Origin of the sequence: Streptomyces sp. NPDC005962 (assembly GCF_040629205.1) — a bacterium.
GTDB lineage: Bacteria > Actinomycetota > Actinomycetes > Streptomycetales > Streptomycetaceae > Streptomyces.
On record NZ_JBEXVE010000003.1, the window covers coordinates 199,710 to 218,079 of the forward strand.

Here is an 18,370-nt window from a genome sequence, read left to right on the forward strand (position 1 = left end):
GCGCCGTCGTGTCGCCCCCGCAAGTCTGACGGATGAAGGCGGGCCCTGTCCGTAAGCTCTGTGTTCCCGACCCCTCCCGGCCGTGAAATCGCCTGTCCCGTGGGTGTGACGTGCGGCACGTCCAGGCATCGTTTACGTCTGCGGCTGGATTGAGTGGGTAGGCCTTGCCATTGACACACTGCCGACATCCCACGGAGGTCCGTGTGGCCGCGTCAGCTCTTCTCCCCAGCGCCCTGTCCAAACCCGTGCCCGAAGCCGTGCGTGAGCCGGACCCGTTCGCCGGGGTCTCCGACCCCGACTGCGGACTGTGCGGACTGGACGGTTTCGGGTCGGGTGTCGCCATCGAGGCGCCCCTCACCAGCGAACCACCGCTCGCCGACAACATCCCCCTGACCAGCGAGCCCCCGCTCGCCACCGAAATGCCTCTGACGAGTGAGCCGACCGCCGCCGGGACCGGCGCGGGCGCGTCCATGGAGCCGATGGAGTACTGATGGGCAGAGCGCGGCTCGCCGAGCTGCACGGTGTCGCCACCTCTTACGAGCCCGCCCCGGGCCGCACCGTCCAGGTGCCCGAGGACACCGTCGTGGCCGTACTCGCCGCGCTGGGCGTGGACGCCTCCACCCCCCGATCAGTGAATGACGCGCTGGACCGGCACGAGCGCCGACAGCGCGACCGGCTGCTGCCCCCCTGCGTGGTCCTGCGCCCCGGCGGAGCGCCGCGCCAGGCCCTGCCCGACGGCTTGGGCCTGGCCGAGGCCCTGCCCGACGGTACGGAGCTGCGCGTGCGCACCGAGGACGGCGCACCACGCGGGTGGGGGCCGGCGGCCGTCGACGGCCCGTTATTACCCGCGGGTGCGCCGCCGGGCGCGCGGATGCCTCTGGATTCTCCGGGTGCGGAACGGCCCCTCGGCGAGGCATGGCCCCCAGGTGCGGAATTTCCCCTGGGCGAGGCATGGCCCCCGGGCGCCGAATTACCGCTGGGTACTCACACCCTCACCGCCCACGCCCCCGACGGGCGCACCGCCACCGCCGCCCTCATCGTGGCCCCCGACCGGATGCCGTCGCCCCCGGCCCGCAGCCACGGCTTCCTCGTCCAGCTCTACTCGCTGCTGTCCGCCCGCTCCTGGGGCATGGGCGACCTCGGTGACCTGGCCGACCTCGCCGCCTGGTCCGGGCGCGCCTTCGGCACCGGCTTCATCCAGCTCAACCCGCTGCACTCGGCGGTGCCCGGCACCCCGGCCGCCCCCACCGACCCTTCGCCCTACCGCCCCTCCTCGCGCCGCTTCCCCGACCCCGTCCATCTGCGGGTCGAGAACGTGCCCGAGTACGCCTATCTGGGCGGCGCCGCCCGTGAGCGGGCCGACCGGCTGCTGGAGGCCGCGGGCGCGCTCCGTACGTCCGTCCTGCGCGACGGCGCCCTGATCGACCGGGAGGCGGTCTGGGCCCTCAAGCGCGAGGCCCTGGAGCTGGTACGGGCCGTCCCCCTCGGCCCCGGCCGCCGCGCCGCCTACTGCGACTTCCTCGCCGAGCGCGGCCAGGCACTGGAGGACCACGCCCTGTGGTGCGCCCTCGCCGACACCTACGGCCCCGACTGGCGCGGCTGGCCCGACGGCCTGGCCGACCCGCGCTCCGCCCGTACCGCCCGCGCCCGGAGCGAGCACCTGGATCGCGCCGACTTCCACTCCTGGCTCGCCTGGCTCACCGACGGCCAGCTCGCCGACGCCCAGCGCGCGGCGCTGGACGCGGGCATGGGCATCGGGCTGGTGCACGACCTCGCCGTCGGGGTGCACCCCTCGGGCGCCGACGCCTGGGCCCTGCGGGACGTCTTCGCCTCCGGCATGTCCATCGGCGCGCCCCCGGACGCCTTCAACTCCCGCGGCCAGGACTGGGGCCTCCCGCCCTGGCGCCCCGACGCCCTCGCCGCCACCGGCTACGCCCCGTACCGCGAGCTGCTGCGCGGCCTGCTGCGGCACGCGGGCGCGCTGCGCATCGACCATGTGATGGGCCTGTTCCGGCTGTGGTGGGTCCCGGAGGGACGGCCGCCGACCGAGGGCACGTACGTGCGGTACGACGCGGACGCGATGCTCGGCGTGCTCGCCCTGGAGGCGCACCGGGCGGGGGCCGTCGTCATAGGGGAGGACCTGGGGACGGTCGAGCCCGGCGTACGGGAGGCCCTGGCCGGGCGGGGTGTGCTGGGTACGTCGGTGCTGTGGTTCGAACGCGACTGGAACGGCGACGGCGGCGCCGCCGCCCGTCCTCTCGCCCCCGAGGAATGGCGCGCCGACTGCCTGGCCACGGCCACCACGCACGACCTCCCCAGCACCGCGGCCCGGCTCACCGGCGACCACGTCGCCCTGCGCCACCGGCTGGGCCTGCTCACCCGCCCCCTCGCGGCCGAGCGGGCGGCCGAGGCGGCCGAGGTCGCCGAGTGGACGCGGCTGCTGGGACGGCTGGGCCTGCTGCCGGAGGGGCCGGGCGACGAGGAGGCCGCGATCAGGGCCGTCCACCACTTCCTGCTGCGCACGCCCGCGCGGATGGTGGGCGTGTGGCTGCCGGACGCGGTGGGGGACCGGCGGCCGCAGAACCTGCCGGGTACGTGGGATCAGTACCCGAACTGGCGCCTGCCGATCGCCGACGCGGCGGGCAGCCCGATGCCCCTGGAGGCCCTGACCACCTCCCCTCGCCTACACGCCCTGATGACGGTCCTGACCAGGCGGGATTAGCCCCCACCCGCCCAGGCGGAGACGGATTGGCCCCCACCCCGCCCCTTCCCGAAACCGAGGGCAAGCCCCCGGCCCCCCGCCGGGGCTCCGCCCCACACCCCGCCGGGGCTGCGTCCTGCGCCCCGCCCGGGGCTACGCCCCTGCGCCCGCCTGGGCCCCTGCCGGGGGTGTGGACCCCCGCACCCTGCCGAGGCTGCGGCTCTGGGCCTCTACCGGGGCTCTGTGCCCCGCGCCCCTGGGACTGCGCCCCTGGACCCCCGCGGGGGCTGAGCCGCTGGGCCTCCGACCGGCGCTCCGGCCCTGGACCCCTGCCGGGGCTGCGCGACTGGGCCCCCGCGCCCTGCCGGGGGTGCGCCCCTGGGCCCCAGCCCCGGGCGGCAGCCCCGCACCCCGCCGGGGCTCCGGCGCGTCGGTGGCGGGGGCTCGGGCCGCCGAGCATTCGGTTTGTGGGCAATCGTTCCGCGGGGCGGAACAGGTGGGCACAAACCGGCCACCGGCCTGGGCTTGGCCACGGCCTGTATCCGGTCGCCGGGGCGCCTCTGGCCACCGGGCCGCGTCCGGCCTTGGCCACGGCCGCCGGGCCCGCCCCGGGGGCCCGGGGGCTTGCTCATGGGTTCGGGTAGGGGCGGGGTGGGGGAAGGGGTGTCATGGACACAACCGCATACCGGAGGGACCTCATGCTCGCGCGAAGACTCCGCACCCTCGCCCTCGCCACCATGGCCGCCGCGGCGACGCTGATACCCACGGGCGGCGGAGCCGCCGCCCAGGGCCCCTGCGACGCCCCCATCGCGGACGCGTCACAGCACGTCATCGAGGCCTGCGACACCCCCGCCCGCATCATCGACAAGGCCGTCCACACCGTCCCCACCCCCGGCCAGCTCGCCTGGCAGCAGCAAGAGGTCACCGCGTTCACCCACTTCGGCATGAACACCTTCACCAACCGCGAATGGGGCTCCGGCACCGAGGACGAGAAGCTGTTCGACCCTGCCGCGCTCGACTTCGGCCAGTGGATGCGGACGTACAAGGCGGCCGGGGCCCGGCAGGTCATGCTCACCGCCAAGCATCACGACGGCTTCACGCTCTACCCCAGCCGCTACACGGACCACGACGTCGCCGCCAGCCCCTGGTGGACCCGCGGCCCCGGTCAGAAGAACCCGGACGGCGACGTGCTCGGGGCGTACGCGAAGGCGGCCCGCGCGGCGGGGCTCAAGGTCGGGGTGTACCTCTCGCCCGCCGACGGGGCCGAGCTGCCGCACGCCTGGCACGCCCAGTGGGTCGAGAAGGTCCGGGAGAAGCAGGCGAACGGCCAGCAGCTGTCGCTGCCGGAGCGCATGGCGCTGGAGGACGCGGGCCAGGCACCCGCCGGGCAGGGCCGGTACGGCAACGGCAGCAGGCCCACCGAGCGCACCATCCCCACCCTCGTGCCCGGCGACGACCGCGCCGCCGACGTCGCCTCCGGCAAGCTGCCCAGCTTCCGCTTCACCGCCGACGACTACGACGCGTACTACCTCAACCAGATCTACGAGATCCTCACCCAGTACGGCCCCGTCGACGAATTCTGGCTGGACGGCGCGAACCCCTGGTCGGGCGCCGGGATCACGCAGAAGTACGACGTCACCAACTGGTTCCGGCTGATCCGCGCGCTCTCCCCGGACACCGTCGTCTTCCAGGGCGCCCAGGGCGTGCGCTGGGTGGGCAACGAGGACGGCGTCGCCCGTGAGAGCGAGTGGTCGGTGACCCCGTCCGCCGTCGACCCCTGGACCGTGATCGGCGGAGGGCTGCCGAACGACTCCACCGACGCCGACATCGGCTCCCGCGCGAAGCTGACCGCCCCCGGCGTGAAGTACCTCCAGTGGTACCCGGCCGAGGCGGACGTCTCGCTGCGCCCCGGCTGGTTCCACCACCCCGCCGAGCGCCCCAAGACGGCCGCGCAGCTGATGTCGCTGTACGAGCGCAGCGTGGGCCGCAACGCCTCGCTGCTGCTCAACGTCCCGCCCGCGAGGAACGGCCGGATCGACGACACCGACGTCGCCTCGCTGACCGCGTTCGGGACGGCCGTCACGAACACCTACGGCTCCGGCCTGCCGACCGGCGGCGGACCCGTGACGTTCGACCGGGTGCGGCTCGGCGAGGACATCCGGTACGGGCAGCGGGTCGAGGCATTCACCGTACAGGCGCGGACCGCGGGGACCTGGCGGGACATCGCCTCCGGCACCACCGTCGGCGCGCGGCGCATCCTGGCGCTGCCCACGGCCGTGACCGCCGACGCGGTGCGGGTGCGGGTCCAGCAGTCCCGCGCCACGCCGCGGCTGCTGCCGGTGACCGTCCACCGCGCGGCGACGGCGGGAACGCCTTAAGGGCCACCCCGCCTTAAGGGCCACCCCGCCCTAAGGGCCACCCCGCCCTAAGGGCCACCCCGCCTTAAGGGCCACCCCGCGCACGCGCCCCCCACAGCCGTCCGATAACTTGAGGCTGTGAGCAACAAGGCCAAAAAGAACGCCGTGCGCGCCGGTGCCGTCATCGCCGCGACGACGGTGATGCAGCTGATGTCGTCCCCCGCGTTCGCGCTCACCCGCGACGACGGTGACGACCCGGGTCCGGGCCTGAGCGTCGCCGAGACGCTCGGCCTCTTCGTCGTCGCCCCGATCCTCCTGTTCCTGGTGATCGCGGGCCTCGTCATGCTGGGTGACAAGAAGTCCCGTCAGCAGACCGATTCATGACGGGCGAACGAGAGACGAAGCGCTGAACGGCGCTGCGAGGGCGCCCCTGGCCGAACCGGCCGGGGGCGCCCTTGTTGTATCCGCGTACCCTCTCGCGTACCTGAGGCCGCCAAGCAGCCGCCAAACACCGGACTCGGGGGCAGTTTATTTTCGCTTTAACCTACGGTGCCGTAACCTACGGAGCCGTAGGTAATGTCCGTCGTTCCCGTCCCCAGGAGCTCCGCAGTGACCCTCGCCCCCTCCAGCCGCAACGGTCAGGCCGCGTGGAGCGATACACAGCTCCTGTACGCGCTCGAAGAAGTCGTCGAGACCGAGCTCAACAGGCACCTGGGCGTCGCCAAGGAATGGATGCCCCACGAGTACGTGCCGTGGAGCGACGGCCGCAACTTCGACGGGGTGATGGGCGGCGAGGCCTGGGCGCCCGACCAGTCCAAGGTCAGCGACGTCGGCCGGATCGCGCTCGTGGTGAACCTCCTCACCGAGGACAACCTCCCCAGCTACCACCACGAGATCGCGGCCCTCTTCGGCCGGGACGGCGCCTGGGGCACCTGGGTGCACCGCTGGACGGCGGAGGAGGGGCGGCACGGCATCGTCATGCGCGACTACCTGCTCACCAGCCGCGCCGTCGACCCGGTGCAGCTGGAGCGGTTCCGCATGTCGCACATGGAAGAGGGCTTCGAGTCCGACAACCGGCACAGCATGCTGCACACCGTGGCCTACGTCGCCTTCCAGGAGCTGGCCACCCGCATCTCGCACCGCAACACCGGCCACCACTCCGGCGACCCGGTCTGCGACCGGATGCTGGCGCGCATCGCCACCGACGAGAACCTGCACATGATCTTCTACCGGAACCTGCTCGGGAAGGCCTTCGAGCTGGCGCCCGACCAGACCATGTGCGCCGTCCGGGACGTCGTCGTCGGCTTCCGCATGCCCGGGCACGGCATGCCCGGCTTCGAGCGGGCCGCCGCGCAGATAGCGATCGGGGGCATTTACAACCTGCGCATCCACCACGACGACGTCCTCCAGCCGGTGCTGCGCTTCCTCAAGGTCCTCCAGATCAGCGGGCTCGGCCCGGAGGGGATCAAGGCGCAGGAGGAACTCGGCCTCTACATGGGCGGGCTCGATGACCAGGCCACCAAGTTCGACGAGCGCCGTGAGGCGCTGCTGGCCCGGCGCAGGGCCCGTGCCGAGCAGGCTTGATCACTCTGGCACCATCGGGTGATGGTCGATCATCCTTCGCGCGGGACGTCCGGCGCGGCACCCGCGGACACGTCCGGTGAAAGCCGTGACGAGGCAGCCGAGTTGCGGGCCGCGGCGGCGTCCGGGGAGCCGGGCGCCTACCGCTCGTACGCCGAACTCCTCACCGGGCGCGGGCAGTTGGACGAGGCCCTGCCCTGGTGGGCCAGGGCCGCCGACGCCGGTGACGCGGACGCCTCGCGCAGGCTGGCGACATGCCACCGGGGCCGCGGCGACTTCGCCGAGGCCGAACGGTGGTTCCGGAGCGCCGCCGACCGCGACGCCGGCTGCGCCCTCGGGCTCGCCCGGCTCCTCCGGGAGGCGGGCGACCCGGCCGGTGCCGAGGAGTGGTACGGGCGCGGGGCCGCGCTCGGCAGCGTCGCCTGCAAGACCGACGGCGCCATGATGCTGGCCGCCCGGGGCGAGTGGGACACCGCCCTGGAGCGGCTGGCCGAGGCGTCGGCCGAGGGCGACGACATCGCCACCCGCACCCGCAAGGTCATCGAGGACTTCCTCGACGAGCTGGCGGGCTGGCGCGACGCCCTCGCCGCGGCGGAGGCCGCGGGCGACCCCGACGCCGCGTACGAGGCGCTGCGCCCGCTGCTCGACCCCGACCGGCAGGGGATGTACGACAGCTGCCCGCACCTGGTCGACGAGGCCGAGGCGCTGTACGCCCGCGCCGCGGCCGTCGGCAGCGTCAAGGCCCTGGTCGACCGGGCCATCTTCGTCGCCCGCGACGCGCGTCGCCGGGACGAGGCCCGTGCCCTGGTCGAGCGCGCCCATGAACTCGGCTACGACGGCGCCGCGTTCGTGCTCGGCGTCTGGTCCGAGGAGCGCGGCGAGCTGCGGGCCGCCGAATCCTGGTACCGCACCGCCGACGACGCGGACGGCGGCCACTTCTGGGCCTGCTACAACCTCGGCGTGCTGTGCACCCGTCAGCGGCGGCTGGACGAGGCCGAGGAGTGGCTGCTGTCCACCGGCATCGACCCGGAGCACTGGGACCCGTTCTCGGAAAGCGAGGAACGGGTCGTCAGAGCCCTGGAGGACGTCGCCGCCATCCGCGCCGACCCCGGACGGCAGGGCTCCGCCCAGTGGCGCGACCGCCTCCCCGCGCTGCGCGCCCGCGCCGAAGACGGCGGCCCCGACGCCTGGTTCGCCTACGCCGAGGCCCTCGACCACATCCACCGGCTGCCCGAGGCCGCCGAGTGGTACCGCAAGGCGGGCACGCCGCGCGCCCTGCTCGCCCTCGGCCGGATGCTGCACCAGCGGGGCGGCGCCAGGGGCGCGCTCATGGTGGAGCACTTCGAACCCGCCGCGGGCGAGGGCGACGCCTCCGCCGCGTACGACATCGGCCGCGTCCACGAGGAGGCCGGGAACCGGCGCACCGCCGAGATCTGGTTCCACCGCGCCGCCGGGCTCGGCCACGGGGGCGCCGCGTGGTGGCTCGGCCGGACCTCCGAGGAGCGCGGCGGCGATCCGCAGCAGGCCGAGCGCTGGTACGTCCGCGCCGCCCGCACCGGCCTCATACCGCCCGCCTTCCTCGCCGGGCGCAGCATGGTCCGGCGCGGCGCCCACGCCGAGGCCGTACCGCTGCTGCACACCGCTCACGACGGCGACCACGTGGAGGCCGCGTACTGGCTCGCCGAGGCCTTGCACGCCCTCGGCCGCCCCGAGGAAGCCGACCACTGGCTCCGCACAGCCGCCGACCGCCACCCCCAGCCCCTCGCCGGTTCGTGGGCAGGCGTTTCGCCAGGGGGCACCTCCCAGCGGTAGCTGGGGGAGGAACGGGTGGGCACAAACCGGCCACCGGGCTGCACCTGACCGCGAAACCCCAGGCCCGCGCCCAGCAACGCCGCCGGCAGTGCGAGCCGCACGGGCCCGCACTGCCGGCGTCAGCGCGGCGTCAGCCCGCCGCCGCGTCCGCCGCGCGGGCCTTGAGGGCGCGCTCGACGCCCGCCCGCGACTCCGTCACCAGCCGCCGCAGCGCCGCACTGGGCTCGGCGGAGTCCAGCCACGCGTCCGTGGCGTCCAGCGTGGCCTGCGAGACCTGGAGCGCCGGGTACAGCCCCACCGCGATCTGCTGCGCCATCTCATGGCTGCGGACGTGCCAGACGTCCTTGACCGCCGCGAAGTACTTCTCGGTGTACGGGGCCAGCAGCTCCCGCTGATCGGTCTGGACGAACCCGCCGATCACCGCCTCCTGCACCGAGTTCGGGAGTTTGTCGCCCTCGACGACCGACGCCCACGCCTCGGCCTTGGCGGCCTCGGTCGGCCGCGCGGCGCGCGCCGTGGCGGCGTGCCGCTCGCCCGCCGACGTCTTGTCGCGCTCCAGCTCGGCGGCGATCTCGGCCTCGTCGGCGCGCCCGGTCGCGGCGAGCCGCTGCACCAGCGCCCAGCGCAGCTCGGTGTCGACGGCCAGGCCCTCGATCGTCTCGCTGCCGTCCAGCAGCCCGGCGAGCACGTCGAGCTGCGCATCGGTGCGGGCCGTCGCGGCGAAGGCGCGGGCCCAGGCGAGCTGGTGGTCGCTGCCGGGGGCGGCGGCGCGCAGATGCTCCAGCGTGGCGTCGGTCCACTGACCGAGCCCGGTCTCACGCCACTCGGGCGCGGCGTAGAGCTCCAGCGCGAGCTTCACCTGGCGGTGCAGCGACTGCACCACGCCGATGTCCGACTCCTTGGCCACCCCGGACAGCACCAGCGCCAGGTAGTCGCGGGTGGCCAGCTCGCCGTCCCGGGTCATGTCCCAGGCGGAGGCCCAGGACAGGGCGCGCGGCAGGGACGCCTCGAAGTCGCCCAGGTGGTCGGTGACGACGGCCAGGGAGTCGGCGTCGAGCCGGACCTTGGCGTACGAGAGGTCGTCGTCGTTGAGCAGGATGACGGCGGACCGCTTCGTGCCGACGAGCTGCGGCACCTCGGTCAGCTCCCCGTCCACATCCAGCTCGATCCGCTCGGAGCGGACCAGCTTGCCGGTCGCGTCGAGGTCGTACAGCCCGATCGCGATGCGGTGCGGCCGCAGCGTCGGCTCACCCTTGGCGCCGGTCGGCAGCGCGGGGGCCTCCTGCCGCACGGCGAAGGAGGTGATCGTCCCGGCGGCGTCCGTGGTGATCTCCGGCCGCAGCACATTGATGCCCGCGGTCTGGAGCCACGCCTTCGACCAGGTCTTGAGGTCCCGGCCGCTGGTCTCCTCCAGCGCGCCGAGCAGATCGGCGAGCCGGGTGTTCTTGTAGGCGTGGCGCTTGAAGTACGCCTGCACGCCGCGGAAGAACTCGTCCATGCCGACGTACGCGACGAGCTGCTTGAGCACGCTCGCGCCCTTGGCGTACGTGATGCCGTCGAAGTTGACCAGGACGTCGTCCAGGTCGTTGATCTCGGCCATGATCGGGTGGGTGGACGGCAGCTGGTCCTGCCGGTAGGCCCAGGTCTTCATGGAATTGGCGAACGTGGTCCACGAATGCGGCCACTTGCTGCCCGGCGCGTACGCCTGGCAGGCGATGGAGGTGTAGGTGGCGAACGACTCGTTCAGCCACAGGTCGTTCCACCACTCCATGGTGACCAGATCGCCGAACCACATGTGGGCCAGCTCGTGGAGGATGGTCTCGGCCCGCACCTCGTACGCCGCGTCCGTCACCTTGGAGCGGAAGACGTACTGGTCGCGGATGGTGACCGCGCCCGCGTTCTCCATCGCGCCCGCGTTGAACTCCGGCACGAAGAGCTGGTCGTACTTGGCGAACGGGTACGCGTAGTCGAACTTCTCCTCGAACCAGTCGAAGCCCTGCCGCGTCACCGCGAAGATGGCGTCCGAGTCGAGGAACTCGGCGAGCGAGGGGCGGCAGTAGATGCCGAGCGGCACCGACCGGCCGTCGCCGCTCTCCCAGCTGCTGTGCACGCTGTGGTACGGGCCGACGATCAGCGCGGTGACGTACGTCGAGATGCGCGGCGTCGGCTCGAAGCGCCAGACGTTGTCCTTGGGCTCGGGCGTCGGCGAGTCGGAGATCACCGTCCAGCCCTCGGGCGCGGTCACGGTGAACTGGAACGTGGCCTTCAGGTCCGGCTGCTCGAAGCTCGCGTACACCCGGCGGGCGTCCGGCACCTCGAACTGCGTGTAGAGGTACGCCTGCTGGTCGACCGGGTCGACGAAACGGTGCAGCCCCTCACCGGTGTTGGTGTACGCGCAGTCGGCGACGACCCGCAGCTCGTTGCGCCCGGCCAGCAGCGACGGCAGCGCGATCCGCGAGTCCTGGAAGACCTCGGCGGGGTCCAGGGCGTCCCCGTTGAGGACCACCTCGTGGACGGTGGGCGCCACCAGGTCGATGAACGAGGACACACCCGCCTCGGCGGCGTCGAAGCGCACCGAGGTCACCGAGCGGTAGGTGCCGCCCTCCTGCGCGCCGCTCAGATCCAGCTCGATGTCGTACGCGTCCACGGTCAGGAGGCGCGCTCGCTCTTGCGCTTCCTCCCGGGTGAGGTTGGTACCAGGCACGTCGGCTCTCTCCCGTTCGTCATGTGCGGTATGTGCGGTACGCCATGCGTCAGGCGGATTGCCATCCTCGCACGTCGGAACCGGTCCGCGCCGGTACATGACCGGCCCGTACGACCGGCTCGGGAAACGCCGAGGGGGAGCGGCCCGTGGGCCGCTCCCCCTCCGGGGCGGGCGTGGGCGTCAGCCCAGCTCGGCCGCGACCAGCTCGGCGATCTGCACCGCGTTCAGCGCCGCGCCCTTGCGCAGGTTGTCGTTCGACAGGAACAGCGCGAGACCGTTCTCGACCGTCTCGTCCACCCGGATGCGGCCCACGAAGCTCGGGTCCTGGCCCGCGGCCTGCAGCGGGGTCGGGATGTCGGTGAGGGCCACGCCCGGGGCGGCGGCCAGCAGCTCCACGGCCCGCTCCACGCTGATCGGACGCTCGAAGCGGGCGTTCACCTGGATCGAGTGGCCGCTGAAGACCGGGACCCGGACGCAGGTGCCGGAGACCTTCAGGTCCGGGATCTCCAGGATCTTGCGGCTCTCGTTGCGGAGCTTCTGCTCCTCGTCGGTCTCCAGGCGGCCGTCCTCGACGATCTTCCCGGCCATCGGGAGCACGTTGAAGGCGATCGGGCGGGCGTAGACCTCCGGCTCGGGGAGGTCGACGGCCGAACCGTCGTGGGTCAGCTCGGCCGCGCGCTCGGCGCCCTTGCGGATCTGGTTGTCCAGCTCGGCGACGCCGGAGAGCCCGGAGCCGGAGACGGCCTGGTAGGTGGTGGCCACCAGGGCGGTCAGCCCGGCCTCCCGGTGCAGCGGGCGCAGCACCGGCATGGCGGCCATGGTGGTGCAGTTCGGGTTGGCGATGATGCCCTTGGGGCGCTGCACCGCCGCATGCGGGTTGACCTCGGAGACGACCAGCGGAACGTCGGGGTCCATGCGGAAGGCGGACGAGTTGTCGATCACGACCGGGCCCTGCGAGGCGACCTTCTCGGCCAGCGCCCGGGAGGTGGCGCCGCCCGCCGAGAACAGCACGATGTCCAGACCGGAGTAGTCGGCCGTGGCCGCGTCCTCGACGGTGACCTCGGTGCCGCCCCAGGAGAGCGTGCGGCCTGCGGAACGGGCGGACGCGAACAGCCTCAGCTGGTCGGCGGGGAAGTCGCGCTCGGCGAGTATCCTCCGCATCACTCCGCCGACCTGGCCGGTCGCTCCGACGATTCCGATCCTCATATGAACCCTTTTCCTTGGTTGTGTCTCTTCGTGACGCCTACCCCTCCGGCCAGTGTCTCAGGCCTCGCCGTGACCTTTCCGTGACCAATGTCGCACTGGTCGGGACGGCCCGGGCTTCCCTCGCGAGTGAACACGAAGTGAGCGGAAGAATTCCTGTTCACGAGGGTGCGATGGCCGTTTTCTTCACGAAGATCGTCGTGAGGAGATCGGCGACCTGCGTTGCCGCGTCGTTCACTCCCAGGCCATCCCCGATGCCAACGATCCGAAGTGAGGACAGCCGCCGCTGTCCACCCGCTTCGCGAATCCACTCGGGGAGAGATCGCGCATGTCCCGCATTCGGTCCGCCGCCTCCGCGGTCGCCGCGCTCGACCGTCGCACCTTCCTCACCGCCGCGGCAGCCACCGGCGCCACGGCCGGCCTCGGCATCGCCTTCGGGCCCGGCAGCGGATCGGCCAATGCCTCGCAGCCCGCCACGGCACAGGTCGCGGGGCGCAGGGTGGGCCAGGCGCCCGCCGCTCCCTCCGACGCCGGTACCACCCTGGAGGCGTTCTCCGCGCCGGTCACCGACTCCGGCGGCTACCGGCGCCTCGGCGACGGCCCGGCCTGGGAGCGCCGGGTACGCACCGACATCACCGGCGCCAAGGCGGGCCGGGAGGACCGGCGCACCGCCCTCGCCTCGTTCGTCCAGCTGACGGACCTGCACCTGGCGGACGTTCAGCACCCGCTGCGCTACGAGTTCCTGCGCTCCGGGCGCACCGGCGCCTGGCGCCCCCACGAGGCGCTCACCGTCGTGGGCCTCGCCTCCCTCATCGAGCGGGTCAACGGGCTGCGCGGCGGCCCCGCCACCGGCGCGCCGCTCTCCTTCGTGATGACCACCGGTGACAACACCGACAACAACTCGAAGATCGAGCTGGACTGGTTCCTCACCGCCATGAACGGCGGCCGGATCACCCCCAACACCGGCGACCCGCGCCACTACGAGGGCGTGCAGAACAGCGGGCTCAAGGAGTTCTGGCACCCGGAGCAGCCGCTGCGCGACTCCGACAAGCAGCTCGGCTTCCCGCGCATCGAGGGCTTCCTCGAAGCCGCCCTGCGCACTGTCAACAGCCCCGGGTTGCGGCTGCCGTGGTACTCGACCGTCGGCAACCACGACGATCTGGCGGGCGGCGTCTACTCGTTCGGCGCCGACTACATCACGGACATCGCGACCGGCAAGCGCAAGCTCCAGCTCATCCCGGCCGACGAGGCCGCCGCGATCTACAAGGGCCAGCGCAAGGGCGCCGACCCCAAGGGCGCCGACATGAAGGCCCTGGTGGAGGCGCACGCCAAGGAGATGCGCACGGTCACCCCGGACGAGCGCCGTGCGCCCTTCACCCAGAAGGAGTACCTGGCCGCGCACCTCGACCCGCTGGCCGCCGGGGCGGGCCCGGTCGGCCACGGCTACACCAAGGCCAACCTCGAAGAGGGCACCCTGTACTACTCGTTCCGGATCTCCGAGAACGTCGTCGGCATCAGCCTGGACACCACCGACCCGGGCGGCCACTACACCGGCTCGATCGGCACCGCCCAGCTGAAGTGGCTGGAGAGGACGCTGAAGGAGCACAAGGACGACTACGTCATCGTCTACAGCCACCACTACAGCGACAGCCTGAACAACATGAACACCGACCCGTCCCGCCCGGACGAGGCCCGGCACGGCGGCGACGAGGTGGTCTCCCTCTTCCAGCGCCACCCCCAGGTGCTGGCCTGGATCAACGGACACAGCCACCAGAACGAGATCACGCCGCGCGACACCTTCTGGGAGATCACCACCGCCTCTCACGTCGACTTCCCCCAGCTGGCCCGGGTCATCGAGGTCGTGGACAACGAGGACGGCACGCTGTCCCTGTTCACCACGCTCATCGAGGCGGCCGCCCCGCGCCGCACCGACTTCGAGGACCTGTCGCAGACCGGACTCGCCGCGCTCTACCGCGAACTGGCCTTCAACGCGCCCGGCGCCAGCCAGACCCTCGCCGGTGACCCGGACGACCGCAACACCGAGCTGCTGCTGCGCAAGCCGTAAGGCCCTTGTCGCCCGGGCCCGCTGTGAGGATCAGCGCGGCAGGAGCATCACATAAGGGGCCGGGCCGCGGTCGGCCGACGCGATCAGCGCCGTACGGACCACCGCGGCCTGCTCCTCCAGGCCCTCTCTGAGCCGCTTGGGCGTGACGCGCACGACCGTGATGCCCATCTCCTCCAGATGCTCGCGCCGACGGGCCTGGGCGGTGCCGGGGACGGGCCCGCCGTGGCGCGGCGCCCGGGCGTCGATCTCCAGCGCGACGCCCTGGTCCCGCCAGTACGCGTCCACCCCGCCGAGCGCGGGCCCGCCGGGCAGCCGCAGCTCCACGTTCCACAGCGGTTCGGGCAGGCCGTGGCCGCGCACCATGTCGTACAGCCGGCCCTCGGCGATGGCCCGCCCCTCGGCGAGCAGCGCGTCCACGGCGTCGACGACATGCGGCCGGGACAGCAGCCGGGCCCCGCTCAGCTCCGTGACCACGGCCGCGGCGTCACAGTGCCCCTGGCGCACGGACTCGGTGAGCAGCGCGCGCACCGCCACCGCGTCGGAGAGCCGGGCGACCGCGTCGGCCAGCGCCCGGGCGACCGGGGCGACGGGCATCCCGGCGCGCTCCTGCGGCAGCGGGAGGGGATGGGCGCGGACGAAGCGCACGAAGCCGGTGGAACGCAGCCGCCGGGTGCGCGGCACCAGGACGTCGACGCGGTCGAGGGAGGCCAGCGGGGGAGCGGAGGCGAAGTGGTGCAGGGCGAGCGCCGCCGCCCCGGTGATCATCGCCCCGCCGTACCGGCCGTCCCCCGCGGTCTCGCCGCGCCCGGAGGCGGCACCGGCCGCGGCCCCGGCCCCGCCGACCGCACCGGCCGCCTGGCCGCGGCTCGCGGTGTACAGCAGCGCCGCGTACACCCGCTCCTCGCCGGTCGGCGGGCACGGGTGCAGCAGATGCACCCCCGGCAGGACGCGCTGCCAGGGGCCACCGGCCCGGCAGCGCTCGGCGGTCTGGGCCGCCGTCACCCCGTGCTCACGCAGCTGAAGTGTCGTCAGGACCCGGCGGCGGGCGTCCGAGAGCTGGTGGAGGGGGCGCGGGGAGAGCGGTGTGTCGTGGTTCATGACCACGCCATTCCCGCCCGCTCCACCCCCCTCACCGCTGTAACAGAACCGTCGACAAAACCGGACAACACCGCACTAAAGTACGGCAGTTCGAATGCCGAAAGGGCCCCCGCCGCGGTCCGTCATCCGGCGGCCCGCGCGTCGCACTCCTGTCCGCGCAGGGTCCGCGCGAGATCGTCGCGGGCCTCCAGCACCAGCCTGCGCAGGGCCGACGGCGCCTCCGGATGACCGGTCAGCCAGGCGTCGGCCGCCGCCAGGGTGGTGGCGTCGCCCCGCGTGGCCGGGAACAGCCCGCGCACGATCGCCATGGCGATCTCGATCGACCGCTCCTGCCAGACGCGCTCGATCGCCTCGAAGTAGCGCGGGGCGTACGGGGCCAGCAGCTCGCCCTGGTTCTCCTGGTCGAAGCCCGCGATGGTGGCCTCCACCAGCGCGTTCGACAGCCGGTCCGAGTCCACCACGGCCGCCCATGCCTCGGCCTTGACCGCGGCCGAGGGGCGGGCGGCCAGGAGGCGCACCTGATGGCGCCTGCCGGACGCGGTGTCGTCCCGGGACAGCTCCGCCGCGATCGCCTTCTCCTCGGCCTCCCCCTGTGCGGCGAGCGACGCCAGGAACATCCAGCGCAGCTCCTGGTCCACATCGAGCCCGTCGATCCGGGCCGAGCCGTCCAGCAGCCCGCGCAGCATCCGCAGCTCGGTGTCTTCGGAGGCGACCTGGGAGAAGAACCGCGCCCAGGCGAGCTGGTGTCCGCTGCCCGGCTCGGCGAGCCGCAGCTCGCGCAGCGCGCTCTCGGCGATCCGGCTCCCGGCCGCCGTACGGCGCTCCGGCGCGCTGTAGTGATGCAGCGCGGACAGCGCCCACGCCTGCACCATCTGGAGCACGCCGATGTCACTCTCCGCCCCGGCGAACCGCTCCACCAGCGCGAGGTAGTCGCGCGCGGGCATCAGCCCGTCCCGGGTGAGGTTCCACAGCGCGGACCAGCACAGCGCGCGGGCGAGCGGGTCGCTCAGCTCGCCCAGCCGCTCGCGCAGGGTGTCCAGCGAGACCTCGTCGAAGCGGACCTTGGCGTAAGTGAGGTCCTCGTCGTTGACCAGGATCAGATCGGGCCGCTCGGCCCCGGTCAGCCCGGTGACGACCGTACGGGGGCCGTCGACGTCCACCTCGGCGCGGGCGTAGCGCACCAGCGCCCCGGGACGCTCCCCGCGGGGACCGTCCTTCCGGTACAGCCCGACCGCGACCCGGTGCGGGCGCAGCGTCCCACGCGGCGGAGCCGCATCATCGGGAACAGCGCTGTCGGCCCCGGCCTCCTGGAGGACGGCCAGCTCGGTGATGTGCCCCTCGGCGTCGTAGACGGCCTGCGGGGTCAGCACATTGACACCCGCGGTCTCCAGCCAGGCCCGCGACCACTCCGCCATGTCCCGGCCGGAGGTCTCGGTGAGGACCGACAGCAGATCGGCCAGCCGGGTGTTGCCGTACGCGTGCCGCTTGAAGTAGCGCCGGGCGCCCTCCAGGAAGGCGTCCTGCCCGGCGTAGGCCACCAACTGCTTGAGCACGGACGCGCCCTTGGCGTAGGTGATCCCGTCGAAGTTGAGCTTGGCGTCCTCCAGGTCCCGGATGTCGGCCGTGACGGGGTGGGTGGACGGCAGCTGGTCGGCCCGGTACGCCCAGGACTTGCGGCGGTTGGCGAAGGTGATCCAGCCATCGGTGAAGCGGGTCGACCCGACCAGCGCGAAGGCCCCCATGAAGTCGGCGAACGACTCCTTGAGCCACAGGTCGTCCCACCACTCCATGGTGACCAGGTCGCCGAACCACATGTGCGCCATCTCGTGCAGGATCACCGTCGCCCGCTGCTCGTACGACGCCTGGGTGACCTTCCCGCGGAAGACGAACTCCTCGCGGAAGGTCACGCACCCCGGATTCTCCATCGCGCCGATGTTGTACTCCGGCACGAACGCCTGGTCGTACTTCCCGAAGGGGTACGGATAGTCGAAGTGGTCGTGGAAGAAGTCCAGGCCCTGCTTGGTGATCGTGAAGATGTCGTCCGCGTCGAAGTGCTTGGCGAGCCCCTTGCGGCACAGCGCGCCGAGCGGGATCTCCAGCACCGAGCCGTCCGGCCGGGTGCGGCGGTACCGGTCGCTCACGTAGTGGTACGGGCCCGCGACGACGGCCGTGATGTACGTCGAGATGGGCAGCGTGGGGGTGAAACGGGTGGTCGCGGCCCCGTCGCCGTCGCCGGACGGCTCGGCTCCGGCGGCCGTCCCGTTGCTCAGCACCGTCCAGCTCCCGGGGGCGGTCACCGAGAAGGTGAACGGCGCCTTCAGGTCGGGCTGTTCGAAGTTGGCGAAGACCCGCCGGGCGTCGGCCGGCTCGTACTGGGTGTACAGATACACCTCGCCGTCCTCGGGGTCCACGAAGCGGTGCAGCCCCTCGCCGGTGCGGCTGTACGCGCACCGCGCGTCCACCACCAGCTCGTTCTCCCCGGCCAGCCCCTCCAGGGCGATCCGGGACCCGTCGAAGACGGCCGTCGGGTCCAGCTCCCGCCCGTTGAGCCGGACCGCGACGACCTCCGGCGCCACCAGGTCGGCGAAGGACGCGGCCCCCGGCTCGGCGCAGCGGAAGCGCACGGTCGTCGTCGAGCGGAAGGTGCGCGGCCCCGGTCCGGTATCCGCCCCGACCGCGGACCGCAGATCGAGGGCCACGTCGTACGCGTCGACCGACAACAGCCTCGCCCGCTCGCGGGCCTCGTCACGGGTCAGGTTCTCACCGGGCACGTAGCGGCTCCCCTCAAGTTCCACACGCCATTTCGGACCGCGGGAATCATGTCACGGGGCACTGACACCCGGTATCGG

11 protein-coding genes are annotated in these 18,370 nt (G+C 72.9%); 7 read left to right on the forward strand and 4 right to left on the reverse strand.

Annotation, left to right across the window (positions count from 1 at the left end):
- Positions 1 to 203 precede the first annotated feature (203 nt).
- From ABZ370_RS07100 to ABZ370_RS07125, 6 genes are all read left to right on the forward strand, one after another.
- Positions 204 to 491 (forward strand): hypothetical protein, encoded by a 288-nt coding sequence (locus ABZ370_RS07100; protein ID WP_358617617.1) that lies wholly within the window; start codon positions 204 to 206, stop codon positions 489 to 491.
- Positions 491 to 2,722 carry a 4-alpha-glucanotransferase gene (gene malQ, locus ABZ370_RS07105; RefSeq protein WP_358617620.1) on the forward strand — a complete coding sequence of 744 codons (2,232 nt, stop codon included), beginning with the start codon at positions 491 to 493 and terminating at the stop codon, positions 2,720 to 2,722. Before ABZ370_RS07100 ends, malQ begins: the two co-directional genes overlap by 1 nt.
- A gap of 647 nt (positions 2,723 to 3,369) precedes the next feature.
- Positions 3,370 to 5,079, forward strand: coding sequence for an alpha-L-fucosidase (locus tag ABZ370_RS07110; RefSeq protein ID WP_358617623.1), 1,710 nt, complete (start codon positions 3,370 to 3,372; stop codon positions 5,077 to 5,079).
- 117 nt (positions 5,080 to 5,196) lie between these two features.
- Positions 5,197 to 5,442, forward strand: coding sequence for a hypothetical protein (locus ABZ370_RS07115; protein ID WP_358617625.1), 246 nt, complete (start codon positions 5,197 to 5,199; stop codon positions 5,440 to 5,442).
- A 225-nt stretch (positions 5,443 to 5,667) separates the two neighbouring features.
- Positions 5,668 to 6,642 (forward strand): acyl-ACP desaturase, encoded by a 975-nt coding sequence (locus ABZ370_RS07120; RefSeq protein WP_358617627.1) that lies wholly within the window; start codon positions 5,668 to 5,670, stop codon positions 6,640 to 6,642.
- A gap of 21 nt (positions 6,643 to 6,663) precedes the next feature.
- On the forward strand, positions 6,664 to 8,451 hold the full coding sequence (locus ABZ370_RS07125; protein ID WP_358617630.1) for a tetratricopeptide repeat protein: 1,788 nt from the start codon (positions 6,664 to 6,666) through the stop codon (positions 8,449 to 8,451).
- A gap of 130 nt (positions 8,452 to 8,581) precedes the next feature.
- On the opposite strand, the gene pepN (ABZ370_RS07130) is transcribed toward ABZ370_RS07125, so the two are convergent.
- The gene (gene pepN, locus ABZ370_RS07130; protein ID WP_358617633.1) at positions 8,582 to 11,155 is read right to left on the reverse strand and encodes an aminopeptidase N; all 2,574 of its coding nucleotides are present in this window, start codon (positions 11,153 to 11,155) and stop codon (positions 8,582 to 8,584) included.
- Positions 11,156 to 11,335: 180 nt separating this feature from the next.
- Positions 11,336 to 12,361 (reverse strand): aspartate-semialdehyde dehydrogenase, encoded by a 1,026-nt coding sequence (locus ABZ370_RS07135; RefSeq protein WP_358617636.1) that lies wholly within the window; start codon positions 12,359 to 12,361, stop codon positions 11,336 to 11,338.
- 325 nt (positions 12,362 to 12,686) lie between these two features.
- Between ABZ370_RS07135 and ABZ370_RS07140 the strand changes: the two genes are divergently transcribed.
- Positions 12,687 to 14,423 carry a TIGR03767 family metallophosphoesterase gene (locus ABZ370_RS07140; protein ID WP_358617638.1) on the forward strand — a complete coding sequence of 579 codons (1,737 nt, stop codon included), beginning with the start codon at positions 12,687 to 12,689 and terminating at the stop codon, positions 14,421 to 14,423.
- Positions 14,424 to 14,453: 30 nt separating this feature from the next.
- On the opposite strand, the gene ABZ370_RS07145 is transcribed toward ABZ370_RS07140, so the two are convergent.
- Both ABZ370_RS07145 and pepN (ABZ370_RS07150) read right to left on the reverse strand, forming a co-directional pair.
- Complete coding sequence (locus tag ABZ370_RS07145; protein ID WP_358617641.1) at positions 14,454 to 15,521, reverse strand: hypothetical protein; 1,068 nt, start codon at positions 15,519 to 15,521, stop codon at positions 14,454 to 14,456.
- A 122-nt stretch (positions 15,522 to 15,643) separates the two neighbouring features.
- Positions 15,644 to 18,292, reverse strand: coding sequence for an aminopeptidase N (pepN, locus tag ABZ370_RS07150; RefSeq protein WP_358617644.1), 2,649 nt, complete (start codon positions 18,290 to 18,292; stop codon positions 15,644 to 15,646).
- Between the last annotated feature and the right edge of the window lie 78 nt (positions 18,293 to 18,370).

Bases quoted from the DNA above. Each gene is read 5' to 3' on its own strand.
- ABZ370_RS07125 (WP_358617630.1), top strand. From the start codon at position 6,664: ATGGTCGATCATCCTTCGCGCGGGACGTCCGGCGCGGCACCCGCGGAC.
- ABZ370_RS07135 (WP_358617636.1), bottom strand. From the start codon at position 12,361: ATGAGGATCGGAATCGTCGGAGCGACCGGCCAGGTCGGCGGAGTGATG.
- ABZ370_RS07140 (WP_358617638.1), top strand. From the start codon at position 12,687: ATGTCCCGCATTCGGTCCGCCGCCTCCGCGGTCGCCGCGCTCGACCGT.
- ABZ370_RS07110 (WP_358617623.1), top strand. From the start codon at position 3,370: ATGGACACAACCGCATACCGGAGGGACCTCATGCTCGCGCGAAGACTC.
- ABZ370_RS07145 (WP_358617641.1), bottom strand. From the start codon at position 15,521: ATGAACCACGACACACCGCTCTCCCCGCGCCCCCTCCACCAGCTCTCG.
- malQ (WP_358617620.1), top strand. From the start codon at position 491: ATGGGCAGAGCGCGGCTCGCCGAGCTGCACGGTGTCGCCACCTCTTAC.